The organism is Sporosarcina sp. P13 (genome assembly GCF_002743055.1).
In the GTDB taxonomy this organism is placed as follows: domain Bacteria; phylum Bacillota; class Bacilli; order Bacillales_A; family Planococcaceae; genus Sporosarcina.
Genome location: NZ_PDYM01000050.1, coordinates 1 through 20,720, shown reverse-complemented (window position 1 = coordinate 20,720; position 20,720 = coordinate 1). Strand labels below are relative to the sequence as shown.

Annotated in this window: 18 protein-coding genes and 3 pseudogenes; all 21 read left to right on the top strand. The window is 37.6% G+C overall.

Translation table 11 applies throughout. The features are described 5' to 3' along the window. The first annotated feature begins 342 nt into the window (after positions 1-342). The 21 genes and pseudogenes from CSV79_RS15495 to CSV79_RS15405 all read left to right on the top strand — a co-directional run bounded on the left by CSV79_RS15495 (position 343) and on the right by CSV79_RS15405 (position 20,554). Entirely contained in the window at positions 343-1,149 is an 807-nt protein-coding gene (locus tag CSV79_RS15495; RefSeq protein ID WP_099689952.1) for a YihY/virulence factor BrkB family protein, read from the top strand. Then, the gene (locus tag CSV79_RS15490) at positions 1,146-1,817 is read left to right on the top strand and encodes a response regulator transcription factor (protein ID WP_099689951.1); all 672 of its coding nucleotides are present in this window, start codon (positions 1,146-1,148) and stop codon (positions 1,815-1,817) included. The genes CSV79_RS15495 and CSV79_RS15490 overlap by 4 nt, the downstream gene beginning before the upstream one ends. Continuing rightward, positions 1,814-3,193: a sensor histidine kinase gene (locus CSV79_RS15485; protein ID WP_099689950.1), complete on the top strand. Its 1,380-nt coding sequence runs from the start codon at positions 1,814-1,816 to the stop codon at positions 3,191-3,193. Before CSV79_RS15490 ends, CSV79_RS15485 begins: the two co-directional genes overlap by 4 nt. A gap of 74 nt (positions 3,194-3,267) precedes the next feature. Next, entirely contained in the window at positions 3,268-3,669 is a 402-nt protein-coding gene (locus tag CSV79_RS15480; RefSeq protein ID WP_099689949.1) for a hypothetical protein, read from the top strand. A 177-nt stretch (positions 3,670-3,846) separates the two neighbouring features. Further along, positions 3,847-4,506 carry a hypothetical protein gene (locus CSV79_RS15475; RefSeq protein ID WP_099689948.1) on the top strand — a complete coding sequence of 220 codons (660 nt, stop codon included), beginning with the start codon at positions 3,847-3,849 and terminating at the stop codon, positions 4,504-4,506. Between the two features lie 245 nt (positions 4,507-4,751). Beyond that, positions 4,752-5,084 carry a hypothetical protein gene (locus tag CSV79_RS15470; protein ID WP_099689947.1) on the top strand — a complete coding sequence of 111 codons (333 nt, stop codon included), beginning with the start codon at positions 4,752-4,754 and terminating at the stop codon, positions 5,082-5,084. Positions 5,085-5,221: 137 nt separating this feature from the next. Then, entirely contained in the window at positions 5,222-5,671 is a 450-nt protein-coding gene (locus tag CSV79_RS15465; protein ID WP_143560593.1) for a hypothetical protein, read from the top strand. A gap of 9 nt (positions 5,672-5,680) precedes the next feature. Beyond that, positions 5,681-5,830: a hypothetical protein gene (locus CSV79_RS16925; protein WP_158232568.1), complete on the top strand. Its 150-nt coding sequence runs from the start codon at positions 5,681-5,683 to the stop codon at positions 5,828-5,830. A gap of 284 nt (positions 5,831-6,114) precedes the next feature. After that, the gene (locus CSV79_RS15460; RefSeq protein WP_099689945.1) at positions 6,115-7,056 is read left to right on the top strand and encodes an MBL fold metallo-hydrolase; all 942 of its coding nucleotides are present in this window, start codon (positions 6,115-6,117) and stop codon (positions 7,054-7,056) included. 152 nt (positions 7,057-7,208) lie between these two features. Next, positions 7,209-8,177 (top strand): annotated as a pseudogene (locus tag CSV79_RS15455) (NAD(P)H-dependent flavin oxidoreductase). A 392-nt stretch (positions 8,178-8,569) separates the two neighbouring features. After that, positions 8,570-9,793 carry a hypothetical protein gene (locus tag CSV79_RS15450; protein ID WP_233201470.1) on the top strand — a complete coding sequence of 408 codons (1,224 nt, stop codon included), beginning with the start codon at positions 8,570-8,572 and terminating at the stop codon, positions 9,791-9,793. A 16-nt stretch (positions 9,794-9,809) separates the two neighbouring features. Further along, positions 9,810-10,142, top strand: coding sequence for a MaoC/PaaZ C-terminal domain-containing protein (locus CSV79_RS15445; RefSeq protein WP_099689943.1), 333 nt, complete (start codon positions 9,810-9,812; stop codon positions 10,140-10,142). 39 nt (positions 10,143-10,181) lie between these two features. Continuing rightward, positions 10,182-10,958, top strand: a complete 777-nt coding sequence (locus CSV79_RS15440) for an enoyl-CoA hydratase/isomerase family protein (RefSeq protein ID WP_099689942.1) — start codon at positions 10,182-10,184, stop codon at positions 10,956-10,958. Between the two features lie 100 nt (positions 10,959-11,058). Next, positions 11,059-11,208 carry an SDR family NAD(P)-dependent oxidoreductase gene (locus CSV79_RS17210; RefSeq protein WP_233201469.1) on the top strand — a complete coding sequence of 50 codons (150 nt, stop codon included), beginning with the start codon at positions 11,059-11,061 and terminating at the stop codon, positions 11,206-11,208. After that, a complete protein-coding gene (locus CSV79_RS15435) occupies positions 11,168-11,800 on the top strand; it encodes an SDR family oxidoreductase (protein ID WP_233201468.1) in 633 nt (210 codons plus the stop codon). The genes CSV79_RS17210 and CSV79_RS15435 overlap by 41 nt, the downstream gene beginning before the upstream one ends. Positions 11,801-11,929: 129 nt before the next feature. Next, the gene (locus CSV79_RS15430; protein WP_158232567.1) at positions 11,930-13,108 is read left to right on the top strand and encodes a TAXI family TRAP transporter solute-binding subunit; all 1,179 of its coding nucleotides are present in this window, start codon (positions 11,930-11,932) and stop codon (positions 13,106-13,108) included. Between the two features lie 67 nt (positions 13,109-13,175). After that, on the top strand, positions 13,176-15,086 hold the full coding sequence (locus CSV79_RS15425) for a TRAP transporter permease (protein WP_099689940.1): 1,911 nt from the start codon (positions 13,176-13,178) through the stop codon (positions 15,084-15,086). Between the two features lie 77 nt (positions 15,087-15,163). Further along, positions 15,164-17,311, top strand: a complete 2,148-nt coding sequence (locus CSV79_RS15420) for an acetate--CoA ligase family protein (protein WP_099689939.1) — start codon at positions 15,164-15,166, stop codon at positions 17,309-17,311. Between the two features lie 130 nt (positions 17,312-17,441). Next, positions 17,442-17,756, top strand: a complete 315-nt coding sequence (locus CSV79_RS15415) for a PaaI family thioesterase (protein WP_158232566.1) — start codon at positions 17,442-17,444, stop codon at positions 17,754-17,756. A gap of 17 nt (positions 17,757-17,773) precedes the next feature. Beyond that, positions 17,774-18,116: pseudogene (locus CSV79_RS15410) on the top strand (acyl-CoA dehydrogenase family protein); the annotation flags it as partial. 306 nt (positions 18,117-18,422) lie between these two features. Next, a pseudogene (locus tag CSV79_RS15405) lies at positions 18,423-20,554 on the top strand ((Fe-S)-binding protein). Positions 20,555-20,720 lie beyond the last annotated feature (166 nt).

The window sequence follows — 20,720 nt, the reverse complement described above, 5'->3', positions numbered from 1 at the left end:
ATACGTGAGACTCGCAAGCGGTGAAGCTGACGCGGCAATCCGTCGCTCATCGTTCTTCGCAGCCCGAACACGGAAGTTAAGCTCGTGCGCCGATGGTAGTTGGGGGTTTCCCCCTGTGAGAGTAGGACGTTGCTGGGCACGCGAAGCCATTCCCTTTGGGGAGTGGCTTTTTTGTGTTTTATAAAGATAAATTGATACAATGAATAACTATATGGCAGACTCATAAGATGTATAACGGCTTAATTTCACAACACCTCTATAATATTTCATTTAATACAATTGAGTTAATGTAGTTAAGGGTATATTGATAGTAAAAGATTTTGGATGACTGGGGAGAATGTGATGATTTTAACAATTATTAAGCGTTTCTTTAATGAGCGCTTTTTTGATCAGGCTGCACAGAATGCTTATTATTTATTGCTGTCTGTGTTACCTTTTTTACTTGTCGTGTTATCAATTGTTCAATTTTTACCTGTCCAAGAAGCGAGTATATTAGCATTGTTGCGACCGTTTGTACCAGAGGAGTCTTTTCAGTTGATTGAGCAAAGTGTTCAACAGATGCTTTATAAAAGTCATGGCAATCTTCTTCTAATAAGTGTGCTGGCCGCTCTATGGACTTCTTCTGTTGCGGTGCAATCATTTGCACGTTCATTGGATTTAGCTAATAAGAAGAAGCAACAACAATTGCTATGGGTAACGTTTATACGTAATATTGGCGTGACTGTTTTGTTTATGTTGGTTGTGCCTTTGTCATTATTCTTGCCATTGCTAGAGAAATTGATGCGTACGGTTATTGTGTATTATGATGTGTTCGAGGATTGGGCAGGTTGGTTATATATTTGGCCTAATATTAAATGGGGGTTGGGCACGTTCTTTTTGTTGTTGTTTTTCCTATTATTTTATCAGTTAGTGCCTACTGGTAAGATGAAGTGGAAGGAAGCGTTGCCAGGTGCTTTGTTTTCAGCGTTTGGTTGGCAGTTGGTTTCGCTTTTATTTGGTGATTATGTAGCGAGAGTAGATTATTCTAGATTATACGGACAACTGGCTGGGATCATCATGCTTGTGTTATGGTTTTATTTGACTGCGGTTATTATTATGTTGTCGGGATTACTTAATGCAGAGTGGAAAAGGAAGAGGCGTTTTATATGAAGATTTTAGTTGTTGATGATGATATACATATTTTAGAGTTAGTCAGTATTCATTTGCGGCAGGCTGGCTATACCGTGGTCAAGGCGATGAATGGACAACAGGCACTTGAATTGGTGGGTCAGGAGTGGCCTGATTTAGCTGTAGTGGATGTGATGATGCCTGGGATGGATGGTTACACGTTAACGAAGAAACTGCGTGAAGGCTCTGAAATTCCCGTGCTGTTGCTGACAGCTAAGGGTGAGATGGAAGATAAGGAGCGTGGGTTTTTGGCAGGGTCTGATGATTACCTTGTTAAGCCATTTGAGCCGAAAGAGTTATTGTTCCGTATTCATGCAATTTTAAGACGTTATGATAAAGCAGTTGATCGAATGATTCAGGTTGGTCCGTTGTTGATCAATCGTCAGAGCTATGAAGTGGTACTTGGAAAAAAGTCTTTATTACTGCCACTAAAGGAATTTGAATTGCTTTCTGTGTTAGCTTCGCGTCATAATCAAGTGTTTTCCCGTGATGTACTCGTAGAGCGTGTATGGGGATTTGATTATGAAGGGGACGAGCAGACGTTAAGTGTTCATATTAAGCGACTGCGCGATAAATTGGAGAAGCTCACAGATGAAGTGAAGATTGTAACCGTTCGTGGAGTTGGCTATAAGCTTGGGGTATCTAAATGAAGTCGCTTTATGGTAAGTTTCTAGTTATGACAGTAGGAATTATGCTGACGAGTGCTTTGGTTGCTTTTTTATCGGTCAATACGTATTATCACCGCTATTTGAAAGAACAAAATGATTTGAAAAACATAGCTGTTGCTGAAGGGATTTCATCGTTTATCGAAGGGACAGATGGATTGGATTTACAGCCTTACTTTGAAATGTTGGCACGTTCGGGTTATAAGCTGTTTGTTATTCAACCTGATGGGAGTTCGATGTTCTACGGAGAAGCGTTTCGAGAAAATAATCTAGCTCCTGACGCGATTCATCAAGTACGCGCAGGGCAAGTGTATCACGGGATGCGTGATTTACAAGCCGAGACATTTGTGACGGGCTACTTTTCCAATGAATCCGCGAATACAGTAGGTGTGCCATTTACTTATGCAGGTGAGACGTATGCACTTTTTTTAAGACCAGATATAAAAATGTTGTTTACTGAAATACACTACTTGCTTGGTGGTATGGTCATTGTCATGGCCATTATTAGTTTACTTGCAATGCTTGTGGTGGCACGTAAACTGATTGAGCCGATTGTTGTGCTAACGCGCGCGACGAAGAGAGTGGGGGAGGAGCAATTCGGTGGGGAGTTGTCGATTGATCGTCGGGATGAGATTGGTCAGTTGGCAAAAAGTTTTCAACAGATGATTGATCGTTTAAGTGAGAATGATCGGATTCGGAAGGCGTTCATTAGTGATGTATCACATGACTTTCAATCTCCTTTACTAAATATAAAAGGTTATGCGGATTTGCTGTCAGATGAAGAGTTACCTACTGATGAAAGAAAACATTATGCGGAAATTATTCAATCCGAAACAGAGCGGTTGTCTACATTGACGAAGCAATTGCTATTGCTAACGTCACTCGATCAGCTCGTGTCTCCATTACAGAAGAAAGTATTTCGCGTAGATCAGCAAGTAAGAGAGACTGTGCGAAAATATCAGTGGTTATTACAGGAGAAAGAACTGTCACTTATGCTTGAAATTGATGAAGTGATGTATGAAGGGGATCCTGCGTTTCTAGAGAAAGTATGGGAGAACTTAGTATCGAATGCGTTAAAATATACGCCAGACGGAGGAACAATTGATATTCAGCTAACTGAACAGGTGGATGTAGTCTGTTTTTCTATTGATGATAGCGGGATTGGTATGTCTGAAGAAACAAGGCAGCGGGTGTTCGATCGATTTTATCGGGCAGATCATTCGCGAACAAGGGAAGTTGAAGGCACAGGACTAGGCTTATCAATCGTTGAGCAAGTAGTCCGATTACATGAGGGGCGTGTCGAAGTTACTAGTGAACTAGGCGTAGGCACTACATTTATTGTACAGTTGCCTAAATTGTAATAAGCTGTTCATCTTCCGTTCATATTGGCGTGATAGTATCAAGATAGTAGATAGATGACAGGAGGAAGTATAGAATGCAAGATAAGTGGAGTTTACGTTTGATTCGCATAGCTGCAATATTTGGTTTAATAGGAACAGTGCTTGGTTCACATATGGCAGGTAACGGGTCGTATGCGTTTCGACCAATTCACGCACATATTTTATTAGTAGGTTGGTTATCGATGTTTGCTTGGGGCGTGTTCTATAAAATTTACCGCGTCCGTGCGAAGAAGATTCTAACGCTCCAAGGCTGGACGGGAATTATTGGATCCATTGGGTTAACTACAGGAATGTGGCTACAATTCATGAAACCATTCAATATAAATGAAACAGTGGCACTGATTTTCTATATTGTAGGTGGAACTGTATTGTTAATCAGCTTTGCATTATTCGTTGTCGTTACGATGATGGTTGAAAAAACACAAGCTAATCGTTAAATAAATCGAATACTCAAGTATGCGGTGCATCCGTGTGCTTGGGTATTTTTTTGTTTTCTATAGATAGATTGTCGAAGCTTAAGGAAAAGTTCTTTTCAATACTCAGACGTTTCAACAAAAATAGCGTGGCTCGTATGACATACTGGATTAATCCAACATGATAAAGGAGCAAAAACTATGACCGCTTACAACCGTTTTACTCTGACTATGATTTGTTTTAGTGTACTGATTGCTGGCACTCTTTTAATCAAGCAGACAGCAAGTTCGGAACAGGCGAAAATAGAGTTTGTTGGTATTGACTATGCCGAGATGAATAAGGCTGTTGAGTTAGTGTTGCTGGACATGCCTGAAATAGCAGAGGAGCTGAAGGAAATTCGTTCGGGTGTGCATCCCAGAACAATCGATCGTTCATTTTCCAATAAAAAGACGAAATTTCGAATTCGAATTAAAAATAATTTGACCCAAAAAGAACATTCCTCTGCGTTTCTAAGAGGAATTGCTGAAAAACAGACAAGCCGTTATAAGGTTGCGCTTGAAATTGCAGAAAGTGAGTACGGCATACGCGTGACAGAGGAAGAAGTCGATACGTACATTAAACAAAACGTAGCTACAGTATGGAATATGGATAAACGCAAATATGCAAAAGCGCTTGATTTGACATTGAATGAACTAGATTATGCATTTGATCGTGACGTTTATGCTATTGATGCGTTATGGCAAAAAATACAGCCAATTGTGATGGAAGAAATTCCAAGGCAACGAGGAGAAGGTGCGGAAGCGTATAGAGTACGTATCAAGGAAGAGTATTTTAGTAGGGAGGTGGAGAGTGAAAAGTAACGGAAATGAATGGAGTGCTTATAAAGTAATTTTTAACCTATAGATAATTTTACGGCTAAGTAGTTTTGTAAAAACATATGACTATTCTGGCCTGGGAGATAGATTGAAAAAAGTAAGAAATGGTACGTATGTAGATTGGGTGAGTATTTATACTTGGCGGACTATTAATCGTCGAGGCGGAACCGCTTGCGCCGTTATTTATATTGTAATAAAGAGAGAATTGGGGAAGAGGGAGGTAACACAATATGAAGAAGCAATTCAACATATTCATGCCTATACTAATAGTCCTAGCTCAAATAAGTTTTGTACCACTAGGTGCTAGTTTAGCGAATGCTGAAAGTATTCCGGGTACATTAACGAATAATATGAAGCAAGAAGTTCTGCATAAACCTCCAATAATAAATGCTTTTGGTGTGTACGGAAGTAAGGCAGATGAAAAGAAGTCTGGAAAAACAGTAGTAGACAAAGTGGACAAGCTCATTCGATCGCCAGATAACACGGATGGTAAAGTGGAAGAGAAGTCCGCCGTGAAACTGCATAAGGAGAAGACAGATACGAAACCAGTGGATAGTGGATAATATATATGCTAATAGGAGGAATGTAGAAGACAGTACAGAAGCTGCAACGACTAGGGGAAACGAGATTAAGGCGGGATAATGTTGAAGTTTTGCAAAAGGAAGACTTTATTAATACACAGGCCACAGAACTGGTTATTATGAAACGGGCTACAATAATTACAGGTAGTAAATATACCATAGCTGGTCAATTGATTACAGGAACTGCTCTAATCTCAGTGGAAAATGGTAATACTGCTAACTTAAATTATCACTCCGAACTTGCAGCTGGTCATAAGTTCGGCAAAGAATCGACATTGAATCATAAATTGTCGGATGTTTTTAAAGATGTCAAATTACCTAATCCCACCAAGTTTGGTGATTGCGGTAGTATGACGAAACTTGCAAATATCATAGCTAGTACATGTAATGAGGAAAGCGTCAATTGCATGGATCAATTAATTAAAAAAATGGTCAATAAGAAGAGTAAACTACAGGGATTAATGGAGCTTGGAGTTGAACTATATTCAATCGGTGATGTATCAGCAGCTCTAGTATGCAAGGACTCCGCAGTAACGGTTACTGAAGATGGTAAGCCGGTAGCAGATTAAGAAGGCATATTGAAATCAAAAGAAGTTAAAGTGAGAAAAGCAACGCCAGATAATGATAGCAATGTAGTATTCCCCGGGAAATTACCTAAGAGTGAATACGATGTATACCTCTATGGTGAAAAAGTAGGGAAAGTGGTAGTAGCAGATACATATGAATAATCACTTACGTTACCAATCGCGCAAGTATGTCGCGAATTAAAGACGACAGTTACTAAATATAGTCAGCTTGGATGAAGACTACAGACATCTGAAAGGGTGGAAGTAGTAAAAACTTATTAATGCTGGAATATGCAAAACAAAGAAATGGGGAGGAATTAAAAAAGGTCACTGAAAAGCATATTTTGAGAACAAGAGACAATCTAATCGAAATGATGCGTAAGAAATAAAAATTGGACATTTTAAGGTTGAGTTTGTCAGGTTGAGGTAAAGGAGGGGGAAGCGACATGCTGGAGCTACTGGGAATTGAAGTAGTTAGGATCGACTTACCTTTTCGACTAAATCACGTAAATTGTTTTATGGCCGAAGGTAAGGATGGCTGGGTAATTATTGATGCAGGCCTGAATAACAATTATACGAGAGCTAAGTGGGAAGAGCGAATAATTGGAAAAGAAATTACGGATTTATTCATAACTCATTATCACCCGGATCATTTCGGACATGCAGGTGAACTTCAGAAAAAAACAAATGCGATAGTTTCTATGACAGAAATAGATTCTGAATTGGGATTTCGTGCATGGACAGAAGAACATTTAAAAAACTTTCACGAAGACTATCAAACAGTTGGTATTCCAGCTGAAATGGCCATCAAGATGATACACAATACCGAAGGGTTTATTCCACTTGTTACACCACATCCTAACATCGACCGTTACTTTAAAGAGGGACAAAAAGTTCCAATCGGGAAATACGAATACGAAGTGATTGTTACGCCGGGACATTCTGAGGGAATGGTTTGTTTTTATAACTCGGAAAAAAATGTGTTATTATCTTCCGACCACATTTTACCTAGAATTAGTCCGAATATTTCCTATTGGTTTCATGGGGATCCAAATCCATTGCAATCCTACATCTCTTCATTAAAGAAGGTTAAGAAACTGGATGCAAATTATGTGATTCCTTCACATGGAAAGCCATTTTACGGTGCGAATGACCGAATTAATGAGCTAATTGCACATCATGAAGCGAGATTAGAGGAGACGTTGGACGTAATTGCTTCGGGTTTATCTGTCTACGAAGCCTGTAATCGTCTCTTTAATTTTAAGTTAACAGTACATGAAAGTCGCTTTGCAGTAGGAGAAACCTTAGCGCATCTTCAATACTTGTACGAAGCTGGTGAATGTCAACGAGAGAAACAGGGAACTGCGTGGATTTATCGCAGAAGTTAGGTACGCCCGAGTAAAATAACTAGATTGGTTTCTAAATGTAGGAAAACAATTTTAATCATTAGTAGTATCAGTTACTGGGTATTTGGAGATTCGAATCAACGATATTAAATAGAACAAAAACTCTAAATAGCGGGAGGAGCTATAAAGATACGATGGAAACTAAGATTACTGAAATGCTAGGTATTAGGTACCCAATTATTCAAGGCGGGCTCCAAGGTCTTGGAACTTCATCCTTGGTTTCAGCGGTTTCGAATGCAGGTGGATTAGGTTTAATAACTGCCGGAAGTTAACACTCAAAAAAAGAAATGATGCAAGACATAGAAAACACAAGGAAACTAACAAATAACCCCTTTGGAATCAATGTTGCCATTGGAATCCGAAAGCCCATGGATGAATTTATCGATGGGGCTATCGAGGCGGGAATATCAGTTGTGTTCACATCAGGAAATAATCCAGAACCATTTATGAAACAGTTGAAAGATAACGACATTAAAGTTATTCATGTAGCATCTTCCGTTCGTTTTGCAAAAAAGGCTGAATTATTAGGTTGTGATGCTGTCGTTGTTAATGGATATGAATGCGGTGGACATCCTGGAAAAAATGATACAACAAGTTTGACACTTATACAAAAAGCAACACAAGAATTATCAATTCCGATAATTGCTGCTGGTGGATTTTCAACTGGGAAATCCGTGTTGGCGGCGCTAGCACTAGGCGCGGACGGTGTTCAAATGGGAACTAGGTTTCTTATGGCGAAAGAAAATCAACTGCATCAAAACGTCAAAGAACATTTAATTAATTCAACAGAAATAGACACGATCATGGTGAAAAAATCAATTGGGAAAATGGCAAGGGTTTTAAAGACTTCTCACGCTATCGAGCTGGCCCAAAAGGAAGAGCATGGAGCTGCATTTGAGGAGATATTTCCATATATAAGTGGAGAATCGTATTCGGAACTCATTCATAATGGTAATCTCAGCAGCGGTGTAATTGCATTAGGACAAACAATTGGACCCATTGATGATATAAAAAGCACCGCAGAGATTATGGAAGAAATAGTAGATGATTATAAAAGTAGATTACTTCATTTAACTGGTGGAAGAACAATTCCGTTGCAATGAAGAGGAATGGATAATCAACTGTAAAAATGTGTGCATAGATGAAATCCGAAACTAAGTTTGTTACCTTCTAATAAATGTTATTCACTATAGTAATATAATAGGTGGTTTTTGTTTTACTAAGAGTGGTGGGGTCAGTAAAAAAGATACGACAGAATTCATTCCTTTGGTTATCAAGAAAGTTTTACTTAACTCACAATTACAACTGCCAAAGGAGTGTAACTGGTATCGACTAGTACCGTTAGATATTGAAAAAGGGGTAAGAAATGTTTCGGTTTACTCTCGTTATGACAATGTGTCTTATTTACATGATACATTCTTATAAATCCAATTCGATTATAGAAGTGCTTTTTCCAGCCATTACATTAATAGTTTTCATAGCAGTTATTATATCAATGAAGGGAAAGGCACGTATATTTACGTTAGTTCTTTTTATTTCAGGAATGATCATTCATTTCTTGAATGGAAACCGTGGTTTTAATTTATTGGAAGGGATTACGCAGAACCTTGCACTGTTAACAATTTTAATATTAGCGCCTTTAATTTCTATTCCCTTAAAGCACGAAGGAATTATTGATTCCATTGTATTTAGTTTCACCAAAAATTTAAATGATGAGCGAAAAAGTTTTTATGGGGTAAGCTCGTTTATGCTCTTGTTGACTCCTATTTTAAATATGGGTTCGATTCGAATTGTTCATGGATTCGTAGGGAATATAGGGTTTCAACCTAAAATATTAACTAGTGCATATTTCACGGGCTTTACATTTGCCGTTCTTTGGTCGCCTTTCTTTGCATCGGTGGGCATCGTCATCTCTATATTACATATATCATATATGTCTTATTTTTTTGTTGGTGTTATTTTTGCTTTTATACAAGTTGTCGTTGCTATATTATTGCTTAGACCGAAGGCTAGCATCTATGAGAAAACGGAAAATACAACGGAACAAAGTGCAGAAATAGAAGTCGATACAAGTAAATCTAAGAATATCTTACTTCTACTAGCTTTCGTTCTGGGTCTTCTCTTACTTTTAATTGGTATGGAGTCTTTACTAAAAAAACCCATGCTACTTTTAGTAAGCTTTATATGTATTCTAGTACCGCTTGTTTGGATATTATTCAGACGTAAATGGAGTGTCGCAAAGTCAGAGTATAAGCTATTTAAGAGTAATTTGCTACTGAATAATAGGATGGAAATTACACTGTTTTTGAGTGCAGGTTTATTTGGTAATGCAATCGCCAATACACCAATGGTTAATGTACTTGGAAGTATAATCGAATGGTCAGTTCAAGAGTCTTTGGCAATTCTCTTTTCATTTATCCTGCTATTCGTTACTGCAATGGCAATCATTGGCGTCCATCAAATTATTTCGGTTCCACTTATTTTAATGACATTAGTAGAAACCGGGATTGCCTATAATCCCATCACGATTGCTTTTATGTGTGTTTTTTCATGGATGTTATCCTCTTCTGTCAGTCCTTTAAATGCATTAAATATAATTATAAGTCAAAATGCAAGGGAGAATGGGGTTAAGGTTGCCATTATGTGGCATGGAATATACTTTCTAACAACTACGTGCATTGCTTTTATGTATATTTATATTATAGATTTTTTAACGTGAGATGAATTAATCACTTCTGCTATTAGGAGGTGCCTTCGGGGACTGTGATTTTAATCCCATTCACACGGTTGTCCCATTTGCAGAACAAGTAGGTTTAGGTGGGGTAATAGCTCATGGTATGCTCATTATGGGATTTGCTGGGCAAGCCATTTGTACTTGGTTTCCAAATCAAGAGGTTAAGGAATTTTCCGTTAGATTTAAAGCCATGACAAGACCTGGCGAAAAATTAATAGTTTTGGGAAGAATTGTTAGTGAGGAAGATGAACATGAACATTGGCAATGTGAAGCGTTAGTGGGAAATGATGATGAGATTAAAATGTCAGCAGAATTTCTAGTGAATAAAGTTTGAGCTTATAACTGTACATCATGATAAAGGAGAGTGTGCGGAATGAATAATTGTATTAAATACAAAGTTAAGAACAATGTCGCTACAATATCATTAAATAATCCCGCAGAGTTGAATGCCATGACACTTGAAATGAGAGAGAGGTTTTCCGAACTTCTTATAGAGTGTGAGAAGTCACCAGAAGTGAAAGTCATTATTTTGAAAGGAGAAAACGGAAACTTTTGCTCCGGGAGCAGTGTTAAAGGAATGGGAAGTAGAACGATACTAGGGACATTTGATCATATGAAGATATTTAGTGGACTAATCTCAAAAATCTATAATATGGAAAAGTTCGTTATATCGATGGTTGAAGGTTATGCAGTTGGAGCCGGATTTAGTTTAGCTTTAGCAGCAGACATTGTGTACGCATCACCGAAAGCCAAGTTCGGATTAGCCTTTAATAAACTTGCACTAATACCTGATTGTGGGTTGAATTATTTCCTTCCCCAACTAGTTGGCCCATATAAAGCGAAAGAATGGATACTAAGTGGTTCAATGATTGGAGTAGAAGAAGCAAAAGAATATAACATTGTAAATGATATTTATCCGGAAGAAACATTATTGTCGATTGTCACGGAAAGAGCAGAGAAAATCGCATCGGGTCCATATTATACCAATATGTTTACAAAAGAGATCATAAATAAATCAAGTCAAAGAACCTTAGAAGAAACTCTAGATGCGGAACGTTATGCTCAAACAATAATTCAACAGACTGCTGATCATAAAGAAGGAATAAATGCTTTCCTAAATAAGAAGACACCAGTATTTGCTGGTAGATAATAATTGGAACTGAACTTGAAGTACTGCAATAATATAAATGCCTAGTAGTATCATATCCTCTTAGTGGAATAGATGTATAAAAACAGGAGTTGAAAAAATAATGGACTTGACAAATAAGATTGCAATTGTAACGGGAAGTGGACAAGGAATAGGCCGTAGCACGGCTTTGGCTCTTGCAGAACACGGAGCAGATGTAAGTAGTTGCGGATATGAATTTGGAGGCTGCGGAAGACGTTGTAAAGAAGATTGAAAGTATTGGTAGAAAGGCAATAGCAATCAGAGTAAATGTAGCTGATAAAAGTGATGTAAATCAAATGTTTGAAATGACAATCGAAGCTTTCGGTGATTTGGATATCCTTGTCAACAATGCTGGTATAACTCGCGATGCAATGATGCATAAAATGACAGAAGAACATTTCGATCAAGTTATTCAAGTACACATGAAGGGAACATTTTTATGTATGCAAGCGGCAGCTTTGTATATGAGAAAACGAGGGAAAGGAAAGATTGTTAATATTACCTCCATATCAGGAAAAATTGGAAATATGGGCCAAGTTAATTATGCCGGAGCAAAAGCAGGTATTATAGCTATGACGAAGGTGGCTGCAAGAGAATCAGCTAGATATCAAATTAACGTCAATGCTATACAACCAGGCTTTATAGATTCTGAGATGTCGCGTGCAATGCCTGAAGATGTGCGTCAGGAACGGATAATGGATATTCCATTGCAAAGGGCTGGGGGTCAGGAGGATGTTGCTAATGCGGTAATCTTTTTGTGCTCTAACTACTCGAGTTACATTACTGGTACTGTAATGGAGGTAGCTGGGGGACGATCAATGTAAGCACAATCAACTCCGGATGATTGAATCATAGGTCTTCTTCTTTTGGTAATTAATAAGATGGGACATAATTTAGTAATTGTATTTAAGCATTGCTGAAAAACATAAAACGAAATGAAGAGGTGGATTATTATGTTGAAGAACAAAATGGGAATGATGATGTTATTAATCTTCATATTGATATTATCGGCTTGTGGAAATGAAGATACTGAAGTGGAAGGAAGCAATAACCCTGACTCGGGTAGCGGATCTGGATTAATTGAAGGTCTACCGGATAAGATGGTTTGGAGTGTATATGATGTAGGTTCAGGTGGGTATACAGAGGCTACTGCAATTGCAAACGAAATAACGAAAAAGTATGGTACTCAAATTCGTCTTCTGCCTTCTTCAAGTGGAGTTGGAAGAATGCAACCAATGAAAAGTGGGGCGGCTGACGTAGGCAGACTTGGTGATGAATATCAGTTCGCTTTTGAAGGTATAGATGATTTTGCCACTGAGAAATGGGGTCCACAGGATGTTAGGGTTGTATGGCCACCTTTAAGTTTTCTGGGTTTCGTAGGCTTGGAGAAATCGGGAATCGAAACAATTGCTGATTTAAAAGGAAAGAAAGTGCCTTTCATCATTGGTAATAGTTCTGTAAATATTAAACTTGAGGCGACATTGGCATTTGCCGACCTAACGTGGGATGACGTGCAAAAAGTAGAGTTGTCAGATTACGGCGGCCAAGCTGAGGCATTAAAAAATGGCCAGGTTGATATTATTTTCATTAACCCTACTGCATCAGTACTAATTGAGTTAGAAACTATGGAAAAAATTAAGTGGCTTGAAATGGAAGAAAGTGATACTGAAGGTTGGGCGCGTGCCCAAGAAATTGCTCCATGGATGCAACCGTATATGATGGATAATGGAGCAGGAATGACTAAAGAAAATCCAGTAACTATTATAGGTTACGCTTATCCAGTAGTAGCCTATGCAGATCAAAGTAAAGAAAGTATGTACGCATATGTGAAGTCAATGGATGAAACATATGACAGTTGGGAAAATGCAGCCGCGAACCTTCATAATTGGCATAAGGATAGTATTTTAATTCAGCCTGCTGGAGTTCCTCTTCATGATGGAATGATTCAGTTTCTAGAGGAAGAAGGTCTGTGGACTGAAGAATACCAAACTAAAAATGACGAATTAGTAGAGAGATCTAAGAAGTTAAAAGAAGCATGGAATGAAACAGTTAGTAAAGCAAAAGAAGAAAAGATTAGTGAAAAAGATTTTCCAAAGTATTGGATGAGCATGAAGAAAGAACTAATAAAATAGTTGAAGAAAAATACGCGTCTGAATTCTTTCAAGACGCGTATTAAATAAACTTCTAAGAGGTGAGAAGATGCAAGGTAGAATTAATAAGTTTTGGGGTGCTGTAGTAATTCTTTTAACACTGACAGGTATTTTCATAACCATAAATCAACTATTCTATATAGGGATTTTTGGTTTTAAACCAATTAATACAGGTTATCTCTATTTCCTTTTAGCTATGTTCGTGCCAATCGCTTTTATTATACATCCATTTAGTAAAAGTAAAGGGAATCAGAGAATTGGATGGTATGACATTGTATTAATAATCGTTTCTTTCGGTATACCGTTATATATGGGGATAAACTCCCAAAGAATTATTAGTGAAGGTTGGGAATATATCTCACCGACTTTAGCTACCGTATTTAGCATTATTTTTTGGTTTGTAATACTTGACGCGCTTCGTCGTGTAGCCGGGCTTCCCATTATGCTTATTAGTGCAGTATTTTCTTTCTATCCTTTAATTTCTGGTTCGATCCCAATAGGTTTTCTATCAGGACAATCATTTGATTTTTTAACTACCGCTAGAAATCATATAATGAGCACGAACAGTGTCATCGGTATTCCTTTTAATACAGTGGGTGCCCTGTTAATTGGTTTTATGCTGTTTGGTGTTATATTGACAGCTTCAGGTGGTGGAGACTTTTTCTTTACACTTGCACAATCAATTTTTGGTCGTTATAGAGGTGGTCCAGCAAAAGTTGCAGTTATAAGTAGTGCTTTTTTTGGAATGTTAAGTGGTAGCGCAATTTCAAATACAATTACTACAGGGTCTATGACTATACCTTCAATGAAAAAAGCTGGATATCCTCCTCATTACGCGGGAGCCATTGAAGCAACCGCTTCAACTGGCGGAACCATCACACCACCCATAATGGGATCTGCAGCTTTCATTATGGCTTCTTTTATTGGTGTACCATATTTTGAAATAGCCTTAGCAGCAGCAATTCCTGCGGTACTCTACTTTTTTGCACTATTGATACAAACGGATGGTTATGCAGCAAAGAACAACCTCAAGGGTCTCACTAAGGAAGAAGTTCCATCGCTTATACTAACCTTGAAAAAAGGATGGCCATACCTAACTGCTCTGGTTTTGCTAACTTATCTGCTTGTAGTAATGCGTAACGAGGGACAGGCACCTTTTTATGTAAGTTTACTTCTTCTTTTCCTAGCTATGATGAAAAAAGAAACACGCTTTAACAGGGAGAAGTTATATAATCTTGTATTAGATTCAGGTAGGATACTGGCGGACTTAACTTGTTTGATAGCCGGAATTGGTTTTATTGTCGGTTCTCTATCGATTACTGGTGTATCTTTTTCCTTTGCAAGAGAACTAGTATCGGTTGCTGGGGATAACATGTTCCTAATATTAATCGCAGGTGCAGTCACTAGCTTTATCCTTGGAATGGGCATGACCGTCTCCGCAGTATATATTTTCCTTGCGGTCGTTATGGCTCCAGCTTTGGTTCAGATGGGAATTGATCCGATTGCTGCACACTTGTTTGTCTTATATTGGGCAACTATCTCCTATATTACTCCTCCAGTAGCTTTAGCATCTTTCGCTGCAGCAGGGATAGCAAAATCTAATCCCATGAGAACAGGATTTACATCAGTGAGGCTAGGAATTGTAAGTTTCATTGTTCCATTCATAATTGTGTATAATCCAGCATTAATTGGTCGGGCTGAACTTTCTGAAGTAATTATAGTCGTAGGAACTGCGATTATAGGAGTGTTTTTATTAGCCTCCTCTTTGGAAGGCTATGTACTGTTCGCGGGTGAAATTAAGAGTAAAATTATGCGACTTGCATTGGGACTAACATCGTTACTTATTATTGCTCCATTTCTACTTTCAAGCTTAATAGGGATTGGCTTATCGATAATCCTGTTAATACTTATTCGGTTGTCCAATAAATACAGACTGCAATCTGAAGGGGTAATCGTGTAGATTACCAAATTGAGGAAGGTAGTTTCACTTCAAGAAATATCTGAGTCAATACACTACTTAATGAAGGAGAGTTATTAATGAATAATAAGGATCTAAAAGAGTTTTTTTACCCAAAATCGATTGCGATTATAGGAGCTTCAAAAGACTTAACTTCAATAAGTGGAAAACCATTAAATAACTTACTACAAACTAATTTTAAAGGTGATATTTATCCTGTAAATCCCAGATATGATGAGATTGAGGGATTAAAATGTTATGACAGCATTTTAAAGATTCCTGGAAAAGTCGATCTAGCCTTAATTGCAGTTTCAGCTTCACGATTAGTATCCATAATGAGTGAATGTATTAAAAAGGATGTTCATAATATTTTGCTTTTTAGTTCCGGGTTCGCAGAAGTGGGTGAAGACGGTAAAGGGATCCAGGATAAAGTTGCGAAAATGGCGTTGGAAAATAATATTCGAATAATTGGTCCAAATAGTGTGGGTTGTATAAATGTGAAGGATAGTGTTCCGATGGGGTTTGCAACTTCAATGGAATCCTCCAAAGGCTATAAACATGGAAATATTGGTTTAGTTTCGCAAAGTGGAGCACTTGGTTTTTCCGTATTTGGTATGGCCCAAGAAAAAGATCTTGGATTCACGTACGTTGTCAATACTGGAAATGAAATGGGTGTCACTACTTTAGATACGATGGAATTTATGCTTGAAGATGAAGACACTTTAGTAATCGGAGCTTATATGGAAGGGATTCCTGATGGTATGCAACTTATTAAAATAGCAAAGTCTGCAAAAGAGTTGAAAAAACCATTAATTATTTTGAAGTCTGGGAAGTCAGCGATAGGAAAAGAGGCAGCCCTGTCTCATACAGCCTCTTTGGCAGGATCTGAAGAAACCTTTCAAGTGATTGCAAAACAATATGGGATAATTACTGTAAAAGACATTGATGAAATGATTGATGTAATGCAAATTGTATCGAGAAGAAAATGGACGAACGGAAGTAAGATTGCAACGGTATCGAACTCTGGAGCAGCAGGAATTGCAATGGCTGACAGTTGTGAAGAATTTGATTTGAAACTGGAGCCCCTGCAAGGTGAAACTAAGAAGAAAATCGAAGCTATTATTCCATCTTACGGTTCTGCATTGAACCCTATAGATGTTACAGCTCAAGCCTTAAAAGAACAGCATATTATTACAGATACTGTAGAAGCGTTAGCGAAAGATAAAAATACAGATGTGATTATTATCCAAACAACGTTTGGAGGAGAACTTGGGGAACAAATATGTAGGAAACTAGTTGAGATTGATAAAAAAGAGACTAAACCAATTATCGTAACAGTGACTGGTACCAAAGAACTGACAGGTAAAGGTCGGGACGTTTTACGCAAAGCCGGAGTACCGGTTTATAAGACAACTTATGACACGATGCTAGCGGTTAAACATTTGGTGAATGTTTCGGAGTATTATAACGAGAAAAAGACTATTTTAAGTAGTCTAACCGCAAACGATAACAGCTTGTTGATACAGGAATATAGCACTCATATTTGGACTGAAGAAAAATCTAAGAAGCTACTTAAACAATTAGGTATTAACATTCCTGAAAATGTAATGATTCAATCAGTTGAAGAAATCGATCAACATGTAAAAGGTCTTTGCTTCCCTTTAGTTGCAAAAGTGGTATCCAAAGATATTTTACATAAAACAGACGCCGGTGGCGTTAAGTTAGGTATACAAAATATCCAAGAAGCGAAACAATCTTTTCATGAAATACTTGAATCAAGTAAGAACTTTAAATTAGATGCACATGTGGATGGTGTTTTATTTGAAGAGATGCTTAACAAAAATGGTGTAGAGATGTTTATTGGTATAAAGAATGATTCACAGTTTGGAAGCCTACTAGTGTGTGGATTGGGAGGGATATTTATAGAAGTATTGAAGGATATTTCTATACGCCACATTCCAATTGACAAAGAAGCTGCCGAATCAATGGTTAAAGAATTGAAAGGGTACCCTATGCTTTTGGGTACTCGAGGTCAAAAAAGATCTGATATTGAATCATTTACAGATGCACTTGTAAAAGTTTCCGACTTCGTTCATCAGCAGAATGGTACGTTGAGGGAAATGGATATAAACCCGGTTGTTGTATTAAATCAGGGAGAAGGAATAATGGCGCTAGATGGATTAATTGTTTGGGATGAAATGGCCTTTCCAACCTCAGTGTTGAATTGATAAGGAGTGATAAGCTTTGCAGAAAACGGAAGTAGCTTACTTAGAATGGTTAAAAAATCATTTTGAAAGCTCTAATTATTGGAGAAACCTGGGTTTTACATTCCACTCCTAAGAAATAGGTGATGTTTGTGTGAAAACAGTTGTTTCTGACAAAGTTAAAAATATTAATAATACCCTGCATGGTGGTGCTATTGTATCGCTAATGGATGTGGCTATTTCATCGACCTTGCGTTCAATACACCCTGAACCTGTGACGACAGTTTCACTCACTACAAATTTCATTAACCCAGCTGAATTTGGAAAGACAGTATATGCCAGCGCTTCGATAGTGGATTCCAAGAGTAGAATTCGTTACGTAAATTCAAGGGTTTTAGATGAAGACGGAAAAGTTATTGCAGATGGTATGGGTGTCTTTTCATTATTGAAAACAAATAATAAAACATAAAAACTAGGAGTAGTAAAATGATAAACTTTGAACTTTCAGAGGATAAAACTAATAGCAAAAAACGTCCGTGATTTCGTTTACAACGTGGTAGATCCACTAGCAAATGAAATTGAGAAAACGGATCAAATACCACAATTTATTGTGGATAAGGGTAAGGAAATGGGGCTTTTTGGACTAAGCATTCCTGAAGAATATGGAGGTCTTGGTCTAAGTACTGTGAGCAAGTTTGCAATTCTTGAGGAAGTTGGAAGAACATCAAATGCATATACAACTCTTATTGGGGGTCATAATGGTATAGGGACTGTAGGTATTGTTGAGATGGGAAATGAAGAGCGAAAGAGAAAGTATTTGCTGAAGATCTATTTGAAGTAGTCCCGATGATGATTGAAGAATTTCAGAAATTAAAAGTTGTTGTATAAAGATATAGGCTTAGTATAGTTCCATTTTGACAGAGGATGGCGTTTAGCGCTCATCCTCTTCCTATTAACCACAAGTGTTAATAGGAACAACTCTAGAAGACTACATACATGTCTGGAGTATTGATAATACGCCAAATGATAAACTTTTATATGAAAAAGATTTTTCATTAACTATAGCGGATGTTTTTAAGTATCAACTTATATACTGTCAAAAAAGTACATAAATGAAAAGAAGGAGAGAGGACGAATGGGATCATTACTAATAGCTAACTGGATACTATTCATTAGTGTTTCTGTGTATGCACTTGCATTATTTGCATATTTAATTAAAACTCGGACTCAATTCATTTGCTTGATAGAAAAGAAGAGTTTAACCATAATATTAAGGTACGATTACAAAAGATTTGGATATATGTATTTGGACAAAAGAAGTTATTAAAAGATAAAAAAAGCGGTATAATCCATGTTTTATTTTTTTTATGGGTTTTTAAAGGTCCAGTTTGGTGTAATAGATTTAATTTGGAAGGGACTAAAGCCTGGATCTCATCTTCCTTTAGTCCCGATATATGGAGCTTTCACATTATTTCAGGAAATCGTTGTATCTTTAATTCTAGTGGCGGTAGTTTGGGCATTTTATCGTACATATATCGAAAAACTTGTTCGCCTTAAAAGATGGTGGAAATCCGGTCTTGTTCTTACTTTTATTGGTGGACTTATGTTGTCGACGATTATGGCGAATGGTATGAATATAATTTGGAATAGCAACTCAATAACGTTGACAGAACCAATTGCCTCATCCATAGCCATTATTTTCGAATTTATGCCTCCGACTGTGGCAGCTGTGATATTTTACATAAACTGGTGGATTCATTTGCTTGTTTTATTGACATTCTTGGTCTATGTTCCTCAATCAAAGCATGCTCACTTGATTGCAAGCCAAGTAAATACTTAATTCCACCGTCTTGATCATGCGGGCAGACTAAAGTCAATTGATTTTGAAGCGATGGAGAATGCTCAAAGTGAAGATGATATGCCTGTGTTAGGTGTGGGGAAGATTACTGACTTTACCCAGTTACAGATGATAGATTTTTATGCATGCGTTGAGTGTGGACGATGCACTAATATGTGTCCAGCGGCAGAGAAAATGTTATCACCAATGGACTTGATAACGAAGTTACGTGATAACTTAACAAATACTGGTGCTTTAATAACGAAGCAAAAACCATAGGTTCCAACACTTGCATTCAATAATCCGGTAGCAAACAAAATTGCGTTCGCTGCAGGGATGGAAGGTGTTTCGTTAGAGGATATATATAGTCCTTCTTTAATAGGAGATGTAATTACTGAGGAAGAAATTTGGGCTTGCGCAACATGTAGAAATTGTGAAGATCAGTGTCCTGTTATGAATGTGCATGTTGATAAGATTATTGACCTTCGCCGTCATCTTGTTATGACAGAAGGTAAAATGAATCCTGATGCAAAGCTTGCCATGACAAACATTGAACGTCAAGGAAACCCTTGGGGTCTTAACCGTAAAGAGAAGGAGAAATGGAGGGAGGCACGTCAAGATCTTCATGTTCCCACGGTTAAGGAATTGAGTAAATCAAATGAAGAATTCGAATACCTTCTATGGGTTGGATCAATGGGCTCATTCGATAACCGTGCAAAAGAATCGTAGAATCATTTGTTCATCTAATAAATGAAGCAAATATTAAGTTCGCTATTTTGGGAAATAAAGAAAAGAACTCTGGTGATACGACTAGGAAACGAATTTTTATTCCAAGAGTTAGCTGAATCTAATATTAAAGAATTTGAAAATGCAGGAGTAACTAAAATTGTTACTGTTGATCCACATGCGTACAATATCTTTAAAAATGAATATCCTGACTTTGGTTTTAAAGCAGAAGTAATTCACCATACAGAAATGCTCTAAGACCTTGGTCAAAAAAGGTTTTAGTACCAAGTCATTCGATAAATGAAACGATAACATTCCATGATTCATGCTACTTAGGCCGTTATAATGAGGTCTATGATCCACCCCGTGAAATTCTTAAAGCTATTCCAGGTGTAAACCTTGTTGAAATGGAGCGAAACTGAGAAAAAGGAATGTGCTGTGGTGCAGGTGGATGCATGATATGGATGGAGGAAGATACAGGACAACGAGTCGTAGCAAGAAATGAGCAAGCGCTTGAAGTTAGTCCTGGAATCATCTCTTCTGGTTGTCCGTATTGTCTAACAATATTGTCCGACGGAACTAAAGCAGTAGAGGTTGAAGATTCAATAGGAACGTATGATATAGCTGAGTTGCTTGAAAGATTTATTTTCGGGGAAAACTTTCAACCTAAGGTAAAGCGAGAAGCAAAATTAATATTGCAATGATTGTATGTGGGGAAATTGGTTCCACAGTGGCAATATTAAATAGGTGTAACCGTCAAGTGGAAATGATGAAGTTCCGACAATTAAGTTTGATGATTTATTTCTGGAAATAACGTTTTCCGATGTTTCATTCGGAGGCTGTCTGTATCGGTGTAAGATATGATCTGAC